Consider the following 15,602-nt stretch of genomic DNA (forward strand, 5'->3'; position numbering starts at 1 on the left):
CAGACCGAGGCCAACCAGACAGAGGAATGCCAGATGACCGGAGAATTGTCCCCCATCGACAAGGCCAAGTTTGTAGCCGCCAAACGCGCCGCCGAATATGTCGAGGATGGCATGCGGGTCGGGCTGGGCACTGGATCTACCGCCGCCTGGCTGGTGCGCTGCCTGGGCGAGATGGTGCGCGACGACGGGCTCAAATTCCGCGGCGTCCCGACGTCGACGCGCACAGCGCAACTGGCCCGCGACGTCGGGATTGAGGTCATCAGCCTCGACGAGGCGCGCTGGCTGGACCTGACGATCGACGGTGCCGACGAATTCGATCAGGAGCTGAACCTGATCAAGGGCGGCGGCGGCGCGCTGTTGCAGGAAAAGATCGTGGCCACGGCCAGCGACCAGATGATCGTGATCGCCGATGCCGCCAAAGAGGTCGAGCATCTGGGCGCATTTGCGCTGCCGGTCGAGCTTGTGCCGTTTGGCTGGCCCACCACGCAGGCGCTGATCGAGGAAACGCTGGTGGCGATGGATGTGATGGGGCGCGCAGCGACGTTGCGGATGAATGGTGATCGACCGTTCATCACCGACGAGGGCAACCATATCCTTGACCTGCATCTGGGCCGGATCGGCAATCCGCGTCAACTGGCGATGGTGCTGAACCAAATCCCCGGTGTGGTCGAGAATGGCCTGTTCATCGACATTTGCGACGTAGTGGTGATCGGATACGGCGACGGACGGGTCGAGCTGCGCGATATCAACGCGGGCACCGTTCAGGAAGAGCGGTTGGATTTTGTCGAGACTGACAATCTTTTTCGCGACCTTGGTGAATAAGTTTTAGGGCGAACCGGCGTCAGGCAGACAAATCTGGTTCTGCGTATTCGGCCGGTTGGTTTACGGCGGTGTTAAGCAGGATCAGGGGCACGCCGATCGACCGGGGTTTGGGCCAGTTGCCACTTGATCCGGGCAAAACCCATTTGCACCGCCAACCCAGCAAGGACATAGCCAAAGTCGAACATCCACGGATCGTCGATCAACCCCGCCCGGATTGACTGACCCAGAATCGACAGCACCGTGCCGAGCGCAAAACAGGCTAGGCCAAAGCGTCCCATTAACTGGACCGGCCAGACCCAGCGGCTGGCGGACAGGCGCCGCACCCAGCCTTGGGTCGAGAGGAAATAGACCAGCGCCAACACATGCAGCAGTCGCGGCGCGGCAAGGTAAGTCTTGTCAAAATTGGTGATGTAAAACGGCCAGCCATGGTCGCGCAAATAGCTCAGACCTGAATTTCCGGCCTCGCGGATCACGTCGACCTTCATCCACACCACAACGAATACCAGCACGGCCAGCGACAGCCACTTTGCCCACGCCACATTGGGCAACAGCCGCTTGCCGGATTTTAGTTGCATCCCCGTGGCAAGGCCCACCGCAAACAAGAGCTGCCAGGCGAACGGGTTAAAAAACCACCCGCCGGGGTTCGGATAGGCCGGAAGGTTCAGCCGAGTCTCGCCGGTGATGATCCACAACAGCACCGAAATCCCAAGCATAAGCCAGATATTGCGCTGACCGATCAGGATCATCACCGGTGTCATCAGCAACAGCGCGGCATACATCGGCAGAATATTGAGATAGCCAAACTGGTGCCCCAGAATGGCGATTCCGATGGTCGCCTGTACCGGCGCGCCGATCCAGGGGGCGACGTTATTGACCTTCCACATCTTGTCCGCGCCGAACCAGTAGGCCGCACCCAACATGATCGCGAGCGAGATCACAGTGATCACCAAATGCACGGAATAAAGCGTCCAGGCCCGGCCCCAGCATTTTGCGATCGCCCGCCACAACGGCAGGCGGACAAAGGCCATTGGATAGGCCAACCCCGCCGCGACACCCGACATAAACACAAAGCCCTCAGCCGCATCGGAAAAGCCGAAGTTGCGGTTGGTCAGGGATTCGAGCGGATTGCCCGGCACGTGGTTGATGAAAATCATCACCAGCGCGAGGCCACGGAAAAAATCCAGTCGCGGGTCGCGCGTTGACGGCGGCGCGCCGATTGGTGACTTTTGGGGGGACATATCAGGCCGCTGCTTCGGTCGCGTCGGCGTTTGGGGCGGGCGTATCGTGTTCGGGGCCGGCCCAGAGTGTCAAAATCCGGCGATGGTCGGCGATCACCGGCGGAATCCTGGATTCTTCGGGGGTCAGGAACAGCGGCGGGTGCGAGGGCTGCGAACTGAGACAGATGACCAGCGGCGCGATGAGCAGTGGCACACCGATTGGCAGCACCCAAAGCATGAGGCTCGGGGCGAGGGTCTGGGTAAGCAGGATCACCGCCAAACCCCAGCACTGAATCCACCAGCTGGCGGCAAAGGAGTCCGCCAAAGTCAGCCGCCCGTCACCACGGGTCTGGGCCGGCCAGCCGCCATCGCGCCCCATCAGAACTTGCAGCACCGCCCGCGTTTGCCACATCAGCATGATCGGCGCATTGATCGACGACGTGACCAGTTCCGTCACCATTCCGCGCAGAGCGGTGATTGTTCCACCAAAGCCAGACACGCGTCCACGCAGGGCGGCGTCCAGCAGGATCAGCACCTTGGGAAACACCAGCAGACCGAACACCCCAACTGCAAGGCCAACGGCCTTTGAGGTCTGGTCAGACGGAAACACCGGGAACAGTTGGAACGGTTCGGGAAAGAAATCCGGCGCGGGGGCTGTCGCCGTCGCATAGAGGTTCGAGGCCAGAAACATTGCCCAGAACAGCGGTGCGATATAGCTTAGAATGCCTTGGAAAAATACGAATCGCGACCACGCTCTGAGCCGGGGCGCCGACAGCAGGCGGATATGTTGCAGATTGCCCTGACACCACCGGCGGTCGCGCTTGGCAAAGTCGACCATGTTCTCGGGACCCTCTTCGTAAGATCCCGCCAGACTCGGGTCCATGCGCACCGACCAACCTGCGCGCGCAAGCAGCGCAGCCTCGACGTAGTCATGGCTGAGGATATGCCCGCCAAAGGGAGGCGGACCGCTGAGTTCCGGCAGGGCGCAGCTGTCTGCAAACGCGCGCACCCGCACCAGCGCGTTATGGCCCCAGAACGGTCCGGTGACGCCCTGCATTGCTGCCTGACCGCGCGCAAAGACCGGCGAATAGAACCCCGCAGCGAACTGCATCGCGCGTCCGAACCGCGAACGGGCGCTGGTGATACGCGGCAGAGTTTGCAACAGGCCCAATTTGGGATCGGCCTGCATTTGGCGGACCATCTCAGCGATAGTGCTGCCCTCCATCAGACTGTCGGCATCCAAGATTAGGGCATAGTCATAATTCGCCCCCGAGGATTCGAAAAAATCCTGAATGTTGCCCGCCTTGCGCCCGGTATTCTGAGCCCGCCGCCGATAGAAAAACCGCGCGGGCTTGCCCGCCTCGCGCCTGGCATCCTGCGCCCGATCGTCCCACAGGCGGACAAACCAGCTTTCTTCCTCGGCGGCGACGCGATCATCCTGCGTGTCTGACAACACCGCAAAATCAAAATGCTCTTCCAGCCGCATTCGCCTGATCGAGTCGTCCATCGCGGCGACGCGGGCAAAGACTACGGCGGGGGCTTCGTTGTAGACGGGCATCAGGATCGCGGTGCGGGTGGTAATCGGGGTTCCAAGCGGAGCGGGTGCAGGGCGTACGGAAATAAGCCCTTCGACGGATTGCATCGCCCCCCATGCCAGCCAGAAAGTTGTGATGAACACAAGCGCCGCGCGCACTCCGTCGACAATTTGCAGTCCGTCCGCCGCGCCAAACTGCAAGAACAGGGCCGCCGCCCCGATGCCAAGGCCAATACTGACGAGCAATGCAAAAGCACGCGCCGACAGCGCGTCGCCAGAGGGCTTTGACGGTGTCATTTTCTACCGGCCCCGGGCTGCCCGGCCGAAACCACTGACCAGGTCGCCAAACAGGCGCAGCACACCTGAGATACCGACAAATGGCGCCTCGATCACCTGCGCTGGCATGACCAGCGGAGCATCGGGAAGCCTGGCGTCGTGCAGAACAACGGCCCTGCGCGCGGCGATTGCCCGCGCATCGGTAGCGGAAAAAGTAGAGTGTTGCGGCATCATTCGCGCATCCATTGGTATACCCATGTTTCAGTTAGCTTGCGTCCAAAACCCGCAACATGGGCAACAAGTTCCACCAACTGCTCATTTCCTCCGTCTACGTCGATCACTAGTCGCCATTTTGTGGTGCCGTCGATCTTTGACAGGGCAATGTGCTGAATTTTGCCGCGTGAGACGGTCACAACCGGTTCCATCTCGGCATCAACCGGCAGACCCGCCATCAGCCCGCCATCAAAATCAATGACGAATTTGCGTAATGATGAGTTGGTTTCGGACACGCCAGAGGTGCCCCCCTGGCCGGCCAAGGTATTGACAATCCACGCGCGATCACCGTCCCGATCTGTGCCAAGCGCGCCCCACCGCAGCCGATAGGCATATTCGCGCATCTCGCCCGCGCGCGGTTTGCTGGACGGCACCCAGAAGCTGACGATGTTGTCGTTGCCCTCCAGATCCGACGGGATCTCGACCAGGCGGATCGCGCCGCCGCCCCAGTCGCCTTGGGGTTCGACCAGCACCGAAGGTCGGTCCTGATAATGCGCGCCGGCATCCTGATAATCGTCAAACGCGCGGTCGCGCTGGATCAGACCAAAGGATTTTAGGTTCGGCTCACCCAGGTAAGAACTGGCCAGTCGCACAGGGTTGTTGAGCGGGCGCCACAGCACATCGCCATCCTGACGCACCACCATCAGGGCGTTGCTGTCATGCACCTGCGGACGATAGTCGTCAAAGGTATCGCTGTTCTTTTCGTCGAACAGGAACATCGAGGTCAGCGCGGCCACCCCCAGCTGTTCTACATCGCGGCGAAAATGCAGTCTGGCGGTTACGTCAATCACTGTCTCAGCCCCTGGGCGAATGACGAAACGATACGCGCCAGTGCAGGACGGGCTGTCAAGGGCGGCATAGAGCACGACGTTTTCCTGACCCTCGGCGGGCCGTTCCAACCAGAACTCGGAAAAGCGCGGGAATTCTTCGGTTCCGCTTAGCCCGGTATTGATCGCTAGGCCCCGCGCCGACAGACCATAGCTGCTGTCGCGCGCCAGAGCGCGAAAATAGGACGCTCCGACGAATGAGACCAGCTCATCGAATTTGTCAGCGCGGTTCAGCGGCGTGTTCAGACGAAAACCCGCCACCCCCGGAAGGTCCTGATTCTTTGGTACACGGTCGGCCAGATCGTTGTAATACAGGAAATCCTCGGTCGAAAAGGTCATCGGCACCTGCACGCCGTTCACCACCTCATGGATCGCCACAGTGGTCTTGTAGAGCCAGCCGGGATGAAAGGCGTGGACGCGAAACAGCGCACCTTCTTCGCGCCAGCGCGCCCGCTCGGGATTGAACTGGATCAGGCGGTAATCATCGTAATCGAGATCCGCGATCACCTCTGGCGCCTCGATCGGCGCAACGTAGTCAGCCTGCGCCGCCTCGGCCATGCGTGCATCCAGCCAGTCAAAAGAAAACGGCTGTTGCTCAACCGGTTCCGCGACAGGCTGCCCTTCGGCCGTTGCTGTTTCCGGGGCTTCCTGCTCTGGTCCGGTGTCCTGCTGGGCCAGGGCGCTGCGTGCGAAAGCAATCGCAGCCACCGATCCCGTCAGGGTGGCAATAACGGAACGACGCGTGGGCCGTGATGGACCTGCTTCAGGGGACAGTGATTTTACAGACATTGAACCAAGATTGCTTCCCGTACACACAGATATCCTGCACGTGCGACTCATTCACACGACAGTTCAGTGGCGCTAGTTCAATTATGTCCGCTTTTGCTGCACCGCCACATAAATCTGTTGAACTGGTTGAGAACTGGCGGTTTTTCGCAAATTCATATGCTGAATTTTCGGGGTTTCTTGCCGTTTCTTATGTCCTGCGTTTGTGACGTGCATAAATATCTGGCTTACTGGCTGTGGCTGTGCACCGAGCAGGCACGTCTCAGGATAGGGAGCGGATGATCGAAGAACTAGGTCTATATGGGGTTTGGGCTGCCTGTCTGGGGGGCCGATGCGCTGCTCGGTTCGACCGCGCACCAAATTAAACTGCGACTCGCCATGGACGTTGCGGGGTGAATCCAATGCCCCTGAAACGCACCGATGCAGGATCGGAGCCATGGCTGGATGCACATAAATCTGGTGCCACGACGGATACGCTGGGGGCGATGTCATCCTCCGCGGATATCTCTTCATTTTTTATTTTATATCAATTAATTGTGGGATTAAAGTAACCCAGTAGATTAAGAGTCATTCCCGTATTTCATCGCCCCAGAATACCCGGCAGGTTCAGCTGGTTTTCGCGCGCGCAGTCCAATGCGATATCGTAGCCCGCATCGGCGTGGCGCATCACACCGGTGGCCGGATCATTCCACAGCACATTAGCGATACGGCGGTCGGCATCTTCGGTGCCGTCGCAGCAAATCACCATCCCAGAATGCTGGGAAAAGCCCATGCCTACGCCGCCACCATGGTGCAGCGACACCCATGTCGCGCCACTCGCCACGTTCAGCATGGCGTTGAGCAGCGGCCAGTCGCTGACCGCATCCGATCCGTCGCGCATCGCCTCGGTCTCGCGGTTGGGGCTCGCGACCGAACCACTGTCGAGGTGGTCGCGGCCAATCACTACCGGCGCGCTCAGCTCTCCGGTGCGGACCATTTCGTTGAACGCCAGCCCCAGCTTGTCACGCAAGCCCAGACCAACCCAGCAGATCCGCGCGGGCAGGCCCTGAAACGCGATCCGTTCGCGCGCCATATCCAGCCAGTTGTGCAGATGCGGGTCGTCAATCAGTTCTTTGACCTTGGCATCGGTCTTGTAGATGTCCTCGGGGTCGCCGGACAGCGCGCACCAGCGGAATGGCCCCACGCCACGGCAGAATAGTGGGCGGATGTAGGCAGGTACAAAGCCGGGGAAGGCAAAGGCGTTTTCCAACCCTTCTTCTTGCGCGACCTGCCGGATGTTGTTGCCGTAATCCAGTGTCGGCACCCCGGCGTTCCAAAAATCCACCATCGCGGCGACCTGCACTTTCATGCTGGCGCGGGCGGCTTTTTCCACCGCCTTGGGGGCCGTTTCCTGTTTTGCACGCCATTCGGCCACGCTCCAGCCCTGCGGGAGATAGCCGTGGATCGGATCATGCGCGCTGGTCTGGTCGGTAACGATATCGGGTTTCACACCGCGCTTGACCAGTTCGGGAAATACGTCCGCCGCATTGCCGATCAGCGCCACAGATTTCGCCTCTCCGGCCTTGGTCCAGCGTTCGATCATCGCCAGCGCCTCGTCCAGATCGCTGGTCTTTTCATCGACATAGCGGGTACGCAGGCGGAAATCGGCGCGGGTTTCGTCACATTCCACCGCCAGACAGCAGGCCCCGGCCATCACCGCGGCCAAAGGCTGTGCACCGCCCATGCCGCCCAGACCGCCCGTCAGGATCCAGCGGCCCTTGAGTGAGCCGTCATAATGCTGGCGACCGGCCTCCATGAAGGTCTCGTAGGTGCCTTGCACGATGCCCTGGGTGCCGATGTAGATCCAGGATCCGGCGGTCATCTGGCCGTACATCGCCAGACCTTTTTTATCCAGCTCGTTGAAATGGTCCCATGTGGCCCAGTGCGGCACGAGGTTGGAGTTGGCGATCAGCACGCGCGGCGCGTCCTTGTGGGTGCGAAACACGCCCACGGGCTTGCCGGATTGTACCAGTAGTGTTTCGTCATCGTTGAGCGTCTTGAGCGTGGCGACGATGCTGTCAAAATCCTCCCATGTGCGGGCGGCGCGTCCGATGCCGCCGTAAACCACCAATTCATGCGGATTTTCGGCCACATCGGGGTGCAGGTTGTTCATCAGCATCCGCATCGGTGCTTCGGTCAGCCAGCTCTTGCAGGTAATCTCGGGTCCGGTGGGCGGATAGACGTCGCGCAGGTTGTGGCGGGAATTTGTCATCTTGTGCCTCCGAGGGATGGGGCCAGTTGGGCCAAAGTGGTCAGGATTTCGCGCAGATGGACGCGCAGGCGATCGGATTTCGGTGTGTCATAGGCCCATGGCGCACATTCATCGGTGAGGTAGGCGGATTGCGCCAATTCCATCTGAATCGCGTGCACCCCGTCGGTGGGGCGCCCGTAGTGCCGGGTGGTCCAGCCGCCCTTGAACCTGCCATTGGTCACAGCGGTATAGCCTTGCGCCTGGGTGCAAATGTTGCTGGTTGCCGCGGCGATTTCCGGCGCGCAGGTCAGGCCGTCGTTGGTGCCGATGTTAAAGTCGGGCAAAGTGCCATCGAACAGAAACGGGATGTTCCCCCGGATCGAGTGGCAATCATACAGGATTGCAACCCCATGTCTGGCATGTACCCGCACGACTTCGGCCGCGAGGGCGGCGTGGTAGGGGGTATGCCAGGTGTCGCGCCGAAGTGAGATTTCGGCTGCGTCGGGCGGGCTGTTCCAGATTTCCTCGCCTTCGAAATCAGTGAGTGGCACCAGTCCGGTGGTGTTCTGGCCGGGATATAGGCTCTGGCCGCTTGGGTCGCGGTTGGCGTCGATCACGTAGCGATGAAAGGTGGCACGCACCGTCGTGACGCCGGGCAGCAGGCCATCATACAGTTGATGAATATGCCAGTCGGTGTCAGCCAGTGTGCGGCCCAACGGGTTCAGCTGGGCCATGATGTCATCGGGCACATGGGTGCCGGTATGCGGCAGGCCCAGAATGACCGGGCTGTCGCCGCGGGTAACGTCGACCGGGGTCATGCGCGCTCTCCTTTGACAAATGCAGGTAAATCGACGGCATCCACCAGGCGGCCATGCGCGACCATCCTGGCTGCGGCCTCAAGCGACGGGGCGAGGTACCTATCTTCGTTCAAAGCATCAACTTCGAGCCGTAATTCACTGACAACACGCTGTAATGGCAAAGACGTTTGCAGTGGATGGCGAAAGCCAATGCCTTGGGCCGCGCAGATCGCCTCGACCCCCAGAATGACGTTGAGGTTGGCGTTCATCCTTTCCAGACGCCGTGCGGCGTGGGCGGCCATGCTCACGTGATCCTCTTGATTGGCAGACGTCGGCGTGCTGTCGGTGGTGCAGGGATTGGCGAGGTGCTTGTTCTCGCTCATCAATGCGGCGGTGGTGACCTCGGCGATCATCAGGCCAGAGTTCAGGCCGGGATCGGGGGTCAGGAACGGCGGCAGATCAAAGCTTAGCGTCGGGTCGACCATCAGCGCAACCCGGCGCTGCGCTATTGCGCCGATCTCGGAAATCGCGACGGCAATCTGGTCCGCAGCAAATCCTACGGGTTCGGCGTGAAAATTCCCGCCCGACACGATCAACCCCTCTTCGACCAGCACCAGCGGGTTGTCTGTCACGGCGTTGGCCTCAACCTCCAAGGTGCGGGCGGCAAAGTGCAGAAGATCCATTGCAGCGCCGCTCACCTGCGGCTGACAGCGGATGCAGTAGGGATCCTGGACGCGGCTATCGCCGTCGCGGTGGCTCTCGCGGATTTCAGATCCTTGCATCAGCGCCCGCTGCGCCCGCGCCACGGCGATTTGTCCGGCATGGCCGCGCAGCGTGTGAATGGCGTCCTGTAACGGCGCGGTGGATCCCATGATGGCATCGGTGGACAGGGCCGCCGTGATCACGCAGGTCGCCGCATTCTGCCACGCCCCCCACAGGCCGACCAGCGCGCAGGCGGTTGAAAACTGAGTGCCGTTGATCAGTGCCAACCCTTCCTTTGGACCCAATGTGATTGGCTCAATCCCCGCCATAGCCAGAGCAGCGCCGCCAGGCATCCGCGTGCCCTGCCACAGCGCCTCGCCTTCGCCGATCATCACTGCGGCCATATGGGCCAGGGGGGCCAGATCGCCGGATGCGCCAACCGACCCTTGATCGGGGATCACCGGGATCACGCCTTTTGCCAGCATCGCCTCAATCAGCGCGACAGTGGACCACGCAACGCCTGAGGCACCACGCCCCAGGGACAGTAGTTTCAGCGCCATCATCAGCCGGGTTGTGTTTGTGTCCAGCGCGGCGCCGACGCCGCAGCAATGCGACAGGATCAGGTTGCGCTGCAGCCGGGCAGTGTCGCCCGACGCGATCTTGACGCTGGCGAGTTTGCCGAAACCCGTGTTGACGCCGTAGACTGCGGCGTCGCCCTGTGCCGCCCGCGCCACCAATGCCGCTGCGGCTTCGATCCCCGGACGCGCCGCGGGGTCGAGCGTGACCGCAGCGTCCGCGGTCCAGATCGCGCGCAGGGTTGCCAGAGAGGTGGTGCCGGGGGTCAGGGTGATACTCATGATGCTCCGCCAAATATCCGCTGATGCAGGGGGTTAAATCCGATGCGATAGGCCAGTTCCGCCGGGTGGGACGCATCCCATACCGCCAGATCGGCCCGCATCCCTGCCACGATGCGTCCCCGGTCGGCGCATCCCAGGGCGCGGGCGGCCTGAACCGTCACGCCCTGCATCGCCTCAAGCGGAGTCAGCCGGAACAATGTGCAGCCCATGTTCATCGCCAGCAGCAATGAGGCAAGCGGCGATGAGCCGGGGTTGCAGTCGGTGGCCAGCGCCATAGGAACGCCGTGGTCGCGAAACGCCTGCACGGGCGGCATTCGGGTTTCGCGCAGAGTGTAGAACGCGCCGGGCAGCAGCACCGCGACTGTGCCGGACCGGGCCAGTGCGGCAGCATCCGCAGGCGTTGCGTATTCCACGTGGTCCGCCGACAACGCGCCATAGGTGGCTGCCAGTTGTGTGCCGCCAATGTTCGACAATTGCTCGGCATGGAGTTTCACCGGCAAACCCAGTTCTTGCGCGACATCAAAGACCCGTGCGATCTGCGCGGTGTCAAAGGCGATGCCTTCGCAGAACCCGTCCACAGCATCGACCAGCCCCTGAGCATGGGCGGTGCGCAGGGTCGGGATGCAGATTTCGTCGATATACGTGTCGGCATCCATGCCCATGGGCACAGCGTGGGCACCAAGAAAGCTGGTGCGGACATCAATCGGGCGCATCTTTGCAATCTTGCGGGCGACGCGCAGCATTTTCAGTTCGGTGTCAGTGTCCAGCCCGTAGCCGGATTTCACCTCGATCAGGGTCACGCCTTCGCGGATCAGGGCATCGGCGCGGGTCAGGGCATCCGTCAGCAGCGCGTCCTCGGTCGCGGTGCGGGTCGCCGTGACGGTCGAGATGATGCCACCGCCAGCGCGTGCCACCTCTTCGTAGCTGGCACCGTTCAAGCGCAATTCAAATTCAGCGGCGCGATTGCCGCCAAAGACCAGATGGGTGTGACAGTCGATCAGTGCGGGGGTGATCATACGCCCCTGCATGTCGTGCTGTTCCAGCCCGGCATATTCTGCAGGCAAATCAGTTTCCCGGCCGACCCATGCGATCGTCGCTCCGTCTATCACAATGGCACCTGCCTCAATCAGGCCAAAGCCTGTTCCTTTGGCAAGTGTCGCAATTTTGGCGTTTGTCAGGATCATTGGCAGTGGCCCACTTGTGTCATACGCTTAGCTTGTTATTATGCATGCACATAATATCTGTCAAGCGAGGATGCGATGACCCTGATCCGTGCCGCTCAGGCCCTGTTGCCCGATGGCTGGGCAAGCGATGTCTTGGTGGGCATCGCACCAGACGGGCGCATCGCCAATGTGGTCCAAGGGCCGGGGCAGGCTGCGGATCATCATGTCGGGATCTTGCTGCCCGCGCCGGTCAATGTCCATTCCCATGCGTTCCAGCGCGCCATGGCCGGCCTGACCGAACGGCGTGGCCCCGATCCGAGCGATAGTTTCTGGACTTGGCGGCGCTTGATGTTCCGGTCCCTTGACCGCCTGACGCCAGATCACGTACAGGCCATCACCGCCTATGTGCAGATGGAGATGCTAGAGGCCGGATATGCCACCAATGCCGAATTCCATTATCTGCACCACCAGCCCGGCGGCACACCCTATGACAATCTTGCCGAAATGTCGCAACGGGTTGTCGCAGCGGCGTCTGACACCGGCATCGGGCTGACCCTGTTGCCGGTTCATTACCAGTTTGGCGGTTGTGACGGACGCGGACTGGGACCGGGGCAGATCAGGTTTGGCTGTGACCCGGACCTGTTTGGACAGTTGCATGCGGATGCGGGCACTGCGCTGGGCCACCTGCCGTCCGATGCCGGTCTGGGCGTCGCACCGCATTCGCTGCGCGCCGTCGGGGCCGATACGCTACGCAGCTATGCTGATCGGTTTCCTACCGGTCCGATCCACATGCATCTGGCCGAGCAGATCCCCGAGGTCGATGAGGTGCAAGCGCATTGGGGCGCGCGCCCGGTTGACTGGGCGTTGGATAACATGGCCCTCGACGGCCGCTGGTGCCTGATCCACTGCACCCAGATGACATCAGACGAAACTATACGGCTTGCGCGGACCGGCGCGGTTGCTGGCCTCTGCCCGATCACGGAATCCTCGTTGGGGGATGGCATTTTCGATGGGGTGCGCTGGCTTGGGGCTGGGGGTGGGCTGGCCATTGGGTCGGATTCCAACATCCGCATCGCCCTGGCCGAAGAGTTACGCACGCTCGACTATTCCCAGCGTCTGCGCGATGGCAGCCGCGCGGCGCTCGCCTCGGCTGAGATGTCGACCGGTCGCAGGCTGTATGATGCGACATTGCGCGGTGGGGCGCAGGCCATTGCCCGCGACACTGGTGCAATCGCGGCGGGAAACTGGGGCGATCTTCTGGTACTTGACGCCACCTCGGTACATCTTGAGGGACGGGAAGGCGACACAGTGCTCGATTCCTGGATCTTTGCCGGCGATGATCGGCTTGTGACGGATGTATGGTCAGCGGGGCGGCATCAGGTGCAAAATGGGCAGCATGTCGGTCGCGATGCGATCACCGCTGCGTACCGTCGTGCGATGGCGGATCTGAGGGACGCATTGTGAGTGTTGAGTCCCCGCCCAGCCTGCGCAATTGGCAGGCGGTGCAAGAAGAAGTGCTGCGCCGCATCCACGCACGAATCTGGAAACCCGGCGATCTGATCCCGAACGAAGCAGACCTTGCGCTGGAATTTGGCTGCGCCCGGACCACCGTGAACCGTGCCCTGCGCAGTGTAGCTGAATCCGGCCTGCTGGACCGCCGTCGCAAGGCAGGTACCCGCGTGGCATTGCAGCCGGTGGTACGGGCAACGCTGAGCATCCCGATCCTGCGTCACGAGATTGAGGCGCGAGGCCATGATTATACCTATCGCTTGGTGTCGCGTCAGATGTTGTCCGCGCCTGATACGGTCGCCGCGACCCTGCGTGTGGCGGCGAACAGCGAACTGCTGCATCTCAGGGCGCTGCATCTTGCCGATTCTTGTCCCTATGTGGTCGAGGATCGGTGGATCAATCCTGCGGTTGTGCCGGATGCTTGTGAGGAAACATTCGAACACATCAGTGGCAATGAATGGCTGCTGATCAACGCACCTTATACCCATGGTGAGATCGCGCTGTCTGCCGATGCGGCCAGCCGGTCCGAGGCGCGCGAATTGGGCTGTGCTGCGGGCGACGCGGTGTTTGTGCTTGACCGGTTGACCTGCGACCACGCGGCAGCGATCACCAGCGTGCGGCTGGTCTTTGCGCCGGGGCATCGGGTTCAGATGGATCTTTAGCCGGGTTCGGGCGTCAGGCGGCTGGCGGGATCACATCAATCTCGGCTGAGGGCAGGATCCAGTCTTCGGCCTCTGCTTCGGTGATCCAGCGTTGCATCGCGGGCAGGGATCGCACAGCTTGCATATAGGCGGCGATATCTTCGGGCACGGCAATCGCATAGGTCGTCAGCCGGTTCACTAGATGCGCCGACATGGCGTCGGCTATGCTAAACTGACCACACATGAACGGCCCGTCAGACCCATGCGCCGTCCGCAGCCGCCGCCATCCTTCAATCAGGTAGTCGATTGCGGCTTGTACTTCGGGCTCGGGCACCACAGGGTCAGTGCGTCGCCGCACGTTGGTGTCGAGCGAAAAGATGATGTGTCGCACCGCACCGGGATAGCTGCCGCCGGTGGCGTGCATTTCGCATGCAAAGGATCGCGCCATGGCCCGTGCCGCGCGGTCCTGCGGCCAAAGCTGCGCGTCGGGGGCCAGATCGGCTACGTAGTCGCAGATTGCCAGCGAATCCCAGATCACAAGCCCATTGTGATGCAGCACCGGCACCCGCCCGGTTGGGCCATATTCCAGCATCTTTGCCCGTCGGTCGGGATCGCGGAAACGGATCAAAACTTCTTCAAACTCGAACCCTGCATGGCGCAGGCAAAGCCAGGCGGGCAGGGGCCAGAGGCAATAATTCTTGTCCGCAAGAACAAAAGTCATTTCAGCCATTTAGCACCGCCTCAAGTTCACTGACGGATGTGAACATCGGTGAATGCGAAAACGCCGACGCGGTGATCCGCAGGTCGGGGAAATGCGTGACCATGTAGGCGATGACCTCTTCGATCTCGATCGTGACGGCAAAGCGGCCGATGCAGGAAAAGATGCCGCCGCCAAAGTTCAGATGCGCAGGGCGGTCGGGGCGATGGATGTCAAACTGGTCCGGTTCGGGAAAATAATTCGGGTTCCAGTGCGCGGCGCCGATATTGGGAAAAATCGCAGCGCCCATCGGGATAAAGACGCCGTCCATTTCCAGATCCTCAAGCACCTCGCGCGACGTGCTGAGCGAGCGCGGATGATAGCGCATCACCTCGCGCAGGGCCTGCGGCACCAGCGACGGATCGCGGCCCAGTTCGGCCCAGACATCGGGGCGCCGGGCCAGTTCGATCACGGCGATGCCGATCTGATGCGAGGAATTGTCGGTATTGGCTTCAGCCAGCTTGACCACCCAGTTGCGCAACTCCTGTTCGCTCAGGTGGCCATCATCTGTTGCACGGATCAGATCGTGCAGCAGCGTGTTGGCCGGGGCGGCGCGCGCTTCGGCCACCCGCTGTTCGACATAGTCGAGCAGATCCTCGAAACCGCGTATGACTTCGCCAGTGGTCTCGGGATTGCGGGTGTGGACCTGCTGCACGATATGCGAGGTTCGCGAAACAAAATCGGCATCCTCGACCGGCGCGCCAACCCAATAGCAGTACACGCGGCTGGGAATACGATCACACAGGGCGGCGATCAGATCGACGGGGGAATCCTTTGGTAACTCGTCAAACGTTGTGGCAACCACGTGCCGAATATCGGTGCGAAAGCGTTCCGATCCTTGCGGCCCCATGAGCGAGGTCAGCGGCACGCGCAACTTGCGCCGCGTTTCGCCCCGGTTGTGGAACGATATCGACTGACGTTTGTAGGCCAGCGCCGGACCTTCGGGCAGGCCAAGCAGTTCCATCAGCCGGGGGTGGCCGGTGCCAAAGCGGCGATTCAGGATCGTGTCGCGGCACAGATCGTAATCAAAGATCTCGATCCCGCGTTGCGAGCGGCCCAGCTTGAACCGCTCGGCATATCCCGCAAGCGTCGGCAGCGGCGCGGCGCAGTAGTCTGCAGCGGTAAAGTCGATCTCGGGTAGCTCGTGTACCTGGCGCATCTTTAGTCCCCTCGGCTATGGGTGTACTGTGCTGCGCCCGGGGTGGGGTGTT

General features: G+C 61.5%; 14 protein-coding genes. 4 read left to right on the forward strand and 10 right to left on the reverse strand.

Going from position 1 to position 15,602, the window contains the following annotated elements; all coding sequences use genetic code 11:
• The first annotated feature begins 33 nt into the window (after positions 1 to 33).
• Complete coding sequence (gene rpiA / locus IMCC21224_RS08220) at positions 34 to 822, forward strand: ribose-5-phosphate isomerase RpiA (protein WP_047994935.1); 789 nt, start codon at positions 34 to 36, stop codon at positions 820 to 822.
• A gap of 71 nt (positions 823 to 893) precedes the next feature.
• Here rpiA and IMCC21224_RS08225 read toward each other — a convergent pair whose 3' ends face one another.
• From IMCC21224_RS08225 to IMCC21224_RS08240, 4 genes are read right to left on the reverse strand one after another with little or no spacing between them, the layout of a single operon-like run.
• Positions 894 to 2,060 (reverse strand): OpgC family protein, encoded by a 1,167-nt coding sequence (locus IMCC21224_RS08225; RefSeq protein WP_047994936.1) that lies wholly within the window; start codon positions 2,058 to 2,060, stop codon positions 894 to 896.
• A gap of 1 nt (position 2,061) precedes the next feature.
• The gene (mdoH, locus tag IMCC21224_RS08230) at positions 2,062 to 3,870 is read right to left on the reverse strand and encodes a glucans biosynthesis glucosyltransferase MdoH (protein WP_047994937.1); all 1,809 of its coding nucleotides are present in this window, start codon (positions 3,868 to 3,870) and stop codon (positions 2,062 to 2,064) included.
• A gap of 3 nt (positions 3,871 to 3,873) precedes the next feature.
• Positions 3,874 to 4,083, reverse strand: a complete 210-nt coding sequence (locus IMCC21224_RS08235; RefSeq protein WP_197089185.1) for a hypothetical protein — start codon at positions 4,081 to 4,083, stop codon at positions 3,874 to 3,876.
• Positions 4,080 to 5,738 carry a glucan biosynthesis protein gene (locus IMCC21224_RS08240; protein ID WP_047994939.1) on the reverse strand — a complete coding sequence of 553 codons (1,659 nt, stop codon included), beginning with the start codon at positions 5,736 to 5,738 and terminating at the stop codon, positions 4,080 to 4,082. Before IMCC21224_RS08240 ends, IMCC21224_RS08235 begins: the two co-directional genes overlap by 4 nt.
• Before the next feature lie 398 nt (positions 5,739 to 6,136).
• Between IMCC21224_RS08240 and IMCC21224_RS27710 the strand changes: the two genes are divergently transcribed.
• A complete protein-coding gene (locus IMCC21224_RS27710) occupies positions 6,137 to 6,286 on the forward strand; it encodes a hypothetical protein (RefSeq protein ID WP_156178189.1) in 150 nt (49 codons plus the stop codon).
• 29 nt (positions 6,287 to 6,315) lie between these two features.
• Here the strand turns inward: IMCC21224_RS27710 and hutU are convergent, their stop codons facing one another.
• Genes hutU through hutI form a run of 4 tightly spaced genes read right to left on the reverse strand, consistent with a single transcriptional unit; the run spans position 6,316 to position 11,505 of the window.
• Complete coding sequence (gene hutU, locus IMCC21224_RS08245; RefSeq protein WP_047994940.1) at positions 6,316 to 7,986, reverse strand: urocanate hydratase; 1,671 nt, start codon at positions 7,984 to 7,986, stop codon at positions 6,316 to 6,318.
• On the reverse strand, positions 7,983 to 8,783 hold the full coding sequence (hutG, locus tag IMCC21224_RS08250; RefSeq protein WP_047994941.1) for an N-formylglutamate deformylase: 801 nt from the start codon (positions 8,781 to 8,783) through the stop codon (positions 7,983 to 7,985). Before hutG ends, hutU begins: the two co-directional genes overlap by 4 nt.
• The gene (gene hutH / locus IMCC21224_RS08255; protein ID WP_047994942.1) at positions 8,780 to 10,321 is read right to left on the reverse strand and encodes a histidine ammonia-lyase; all 1,542 of its coding nucleotides are present in this window, start codon (positions 10,319 to 10,321) and stop codon (positions 8,780 to 8,782) included. Before hutH ends, hutG begins: the two co-directional genes overlap by 4 nt.
• Positions 10,318 to 11,505, reverse strand: coding sequence for an imidazolonepropionase (gene hutI, locus IMCC21224_RS08260; protein ID WP_047994943.1), 1,188 nt, complete (start codon positions 11,503 to 11,505; stop codon positions 10,318 to 10,320). Before hutI ends, hutH begins: the two co-directional genes overlap by 4 nt.
• A gap of 75 nt (positions 11,506 to 11,580) precedes the next feature.
• Between hutI and IMCC21224_RS08265 the strand changes: the two genes are divergently transcribed.
• Both IMCC21224_RS08265 and IMCC21224_RS08270 read left to right on the forward strand, forming a co-directional pair.
• Complete coding sequence (locus IMCC21224_RS08265) at positions 11,581 to 12,948, forward strand: formimidoylglutamate deiminase (RefSeq protein WP_047994944.1); 1,368 nt, start codon at positions 11,581 to 11,583, stop codon at positions 12,946 to 12,948.
• Positions 12,945 to 13,655 (forward strand): GntR family transcriptional regulator, encoded by a 711-nt coding sequence (locus IMCC21224_RS08270; RefSeq protein ID WP_231582041.1) that lies wholly within the window; start codon positions 12,945 to 12,947, stop codon positions 13,653 to 13,655. The genes IMCC21224_RS08265 and IMCC21224_RS08270 overlap by 4 nt, the downstream gene beginning before the upstream one ends.
• A 13-nt stretch (positions 13,656 to 13,668) precedes the next feature.
• Here the strand turns inward: IMCC21224_RS08270 and IMCC21224_RS08275 are convergent, their stop codons facing one another.
• A complete protein-coding gene (locus IMCC21224_RS08275) occupies positions 13,669 to 14,364 on the reverse strand; it encodes a glutathione S-transferase family protein (protein WP_047994945.1) in 696 nt (231 codons plus the stop codon).
• Positions 14,357 to 15,550: a cytochrome P450 gene (locus tag IMCC21224_RS26450; RefSeq protein ID WP_053078929.1), complete on the reverse strand. Its 1,194-nt coding sequence runs from the start codon at positions 15,548 to 15,550 to the stop codon at positions 14,357 to 14,359. Before IMCC21224_RS26450 ends, IMCC21224_RS08275 begins: the two co-directional genes overlap by 8 nt.
• Positions 15,551 to 15,602: the final 52 nt, after the last annotated feature.

The sequence above is a fragment of the Puniceibacterium sp. IMCC21224 genome (genome assembly GCF_001038505.1).
Lineage (GTDB): Bacteria > Pseudomonadota > Alphaproteobacteria > Rhodobacterales > Rhodobacteraceae > Puniceibacterium.

Excerpts from the sequence above, each read along its gene's own strand:
- rpiA (WP_047994935.1), top strand. The coding sequence starts at position 34 with ATGACCGGAGAATTGTCCCCCATCGACAAGGCCAAGTTTGTAGCCGCC.
- IMCC21224_RS08225 (WP_047994936.1), bottom strand. The coding sequence starts at position 2,060 with ATGTCCCCCCAAAAGTCACCAATCGGCGCGCCGCCGTCAACGCGCGAC.
- mdoH (WP_047994937.1), bottom strand. The coding sequence starts at position 3,870 with ATGACACCGTCAAAGCCCTCTGGCGACGCGCTGTCGGCGCGTGCTTTT.
- IMCC21224_RS08235 (WP_197089185.1), bottom strand. The coding sequence starts at position 4,083 with ATGATGCCGCAACACTCTACTTTTTCCGCTACCGATGCGCGGGCAATC.
- IMCC21224_RS08240 (WP_047994939.1), bottom strand. The coding sequence starts at position 5,738 with ATGTCTGTAAAATCACTGTCCCCTGAAGCAGGTCCATCACGGCCCACG.
- IMCC21224_RS27710 (WP_156178189.1), top strand. The coding sequence starts at position 6,137 with ATGCCCCTGAAACGCACCGATGCAGGATCGGAGCCATGGCTGGATGCA.
- hutU (WP_047994940.1), bottom strand. The coding sequence starts at position 7,986 with ATGACAAATTCCCGCCACAACCTGCGCGACGTCTATCCGCCCACCGGA.
- hutG (WP_047994941.1), bottom strand. The coding sequence starts at position 8,783 with ATGACCCCGGTCGACGTTACCCGCGGCGACAGCCCGGTCATTCTGGGC.
- hutH (WP_047994942.1), bottom strand. The coding sequence starts at position 10,321 with ATGAGTATCACCCTGACCCCCGGCACCACCTCTCTGGCAACCCTGCGC.
- hutI (WP_047994943.1), bottom strand. The coding sequence starts at position 11,505 with ATGATCCTGACAAACGCCAAAATTGCGACACTTGCCAAAGGAACAGGC.
- IMCC21224_RS08265 (WP_047994944.1), top strand. The coding sequence starts at position 11,581 with ATGACCCTGATCCGTGCCGCTCAGGCCCTGTTGCCCGATGGCTGGGCA.
- IMCC21224_RS08275 (WP_047994945.1), bottom strand. The coding sequence starts at position 14,364 with ATGGCTGAAATGACTTTTGTTCTTGCGGACAAGAATTATTGCCTCTGG.
- IMCC21224_RS26450 (WP_053078929.1), bottom strand. The coding sequence starts at position 15,550 with ATGCGCCAGGTACACGAGCTACCCGAGATCGACTTTACCGCTGCAGAC.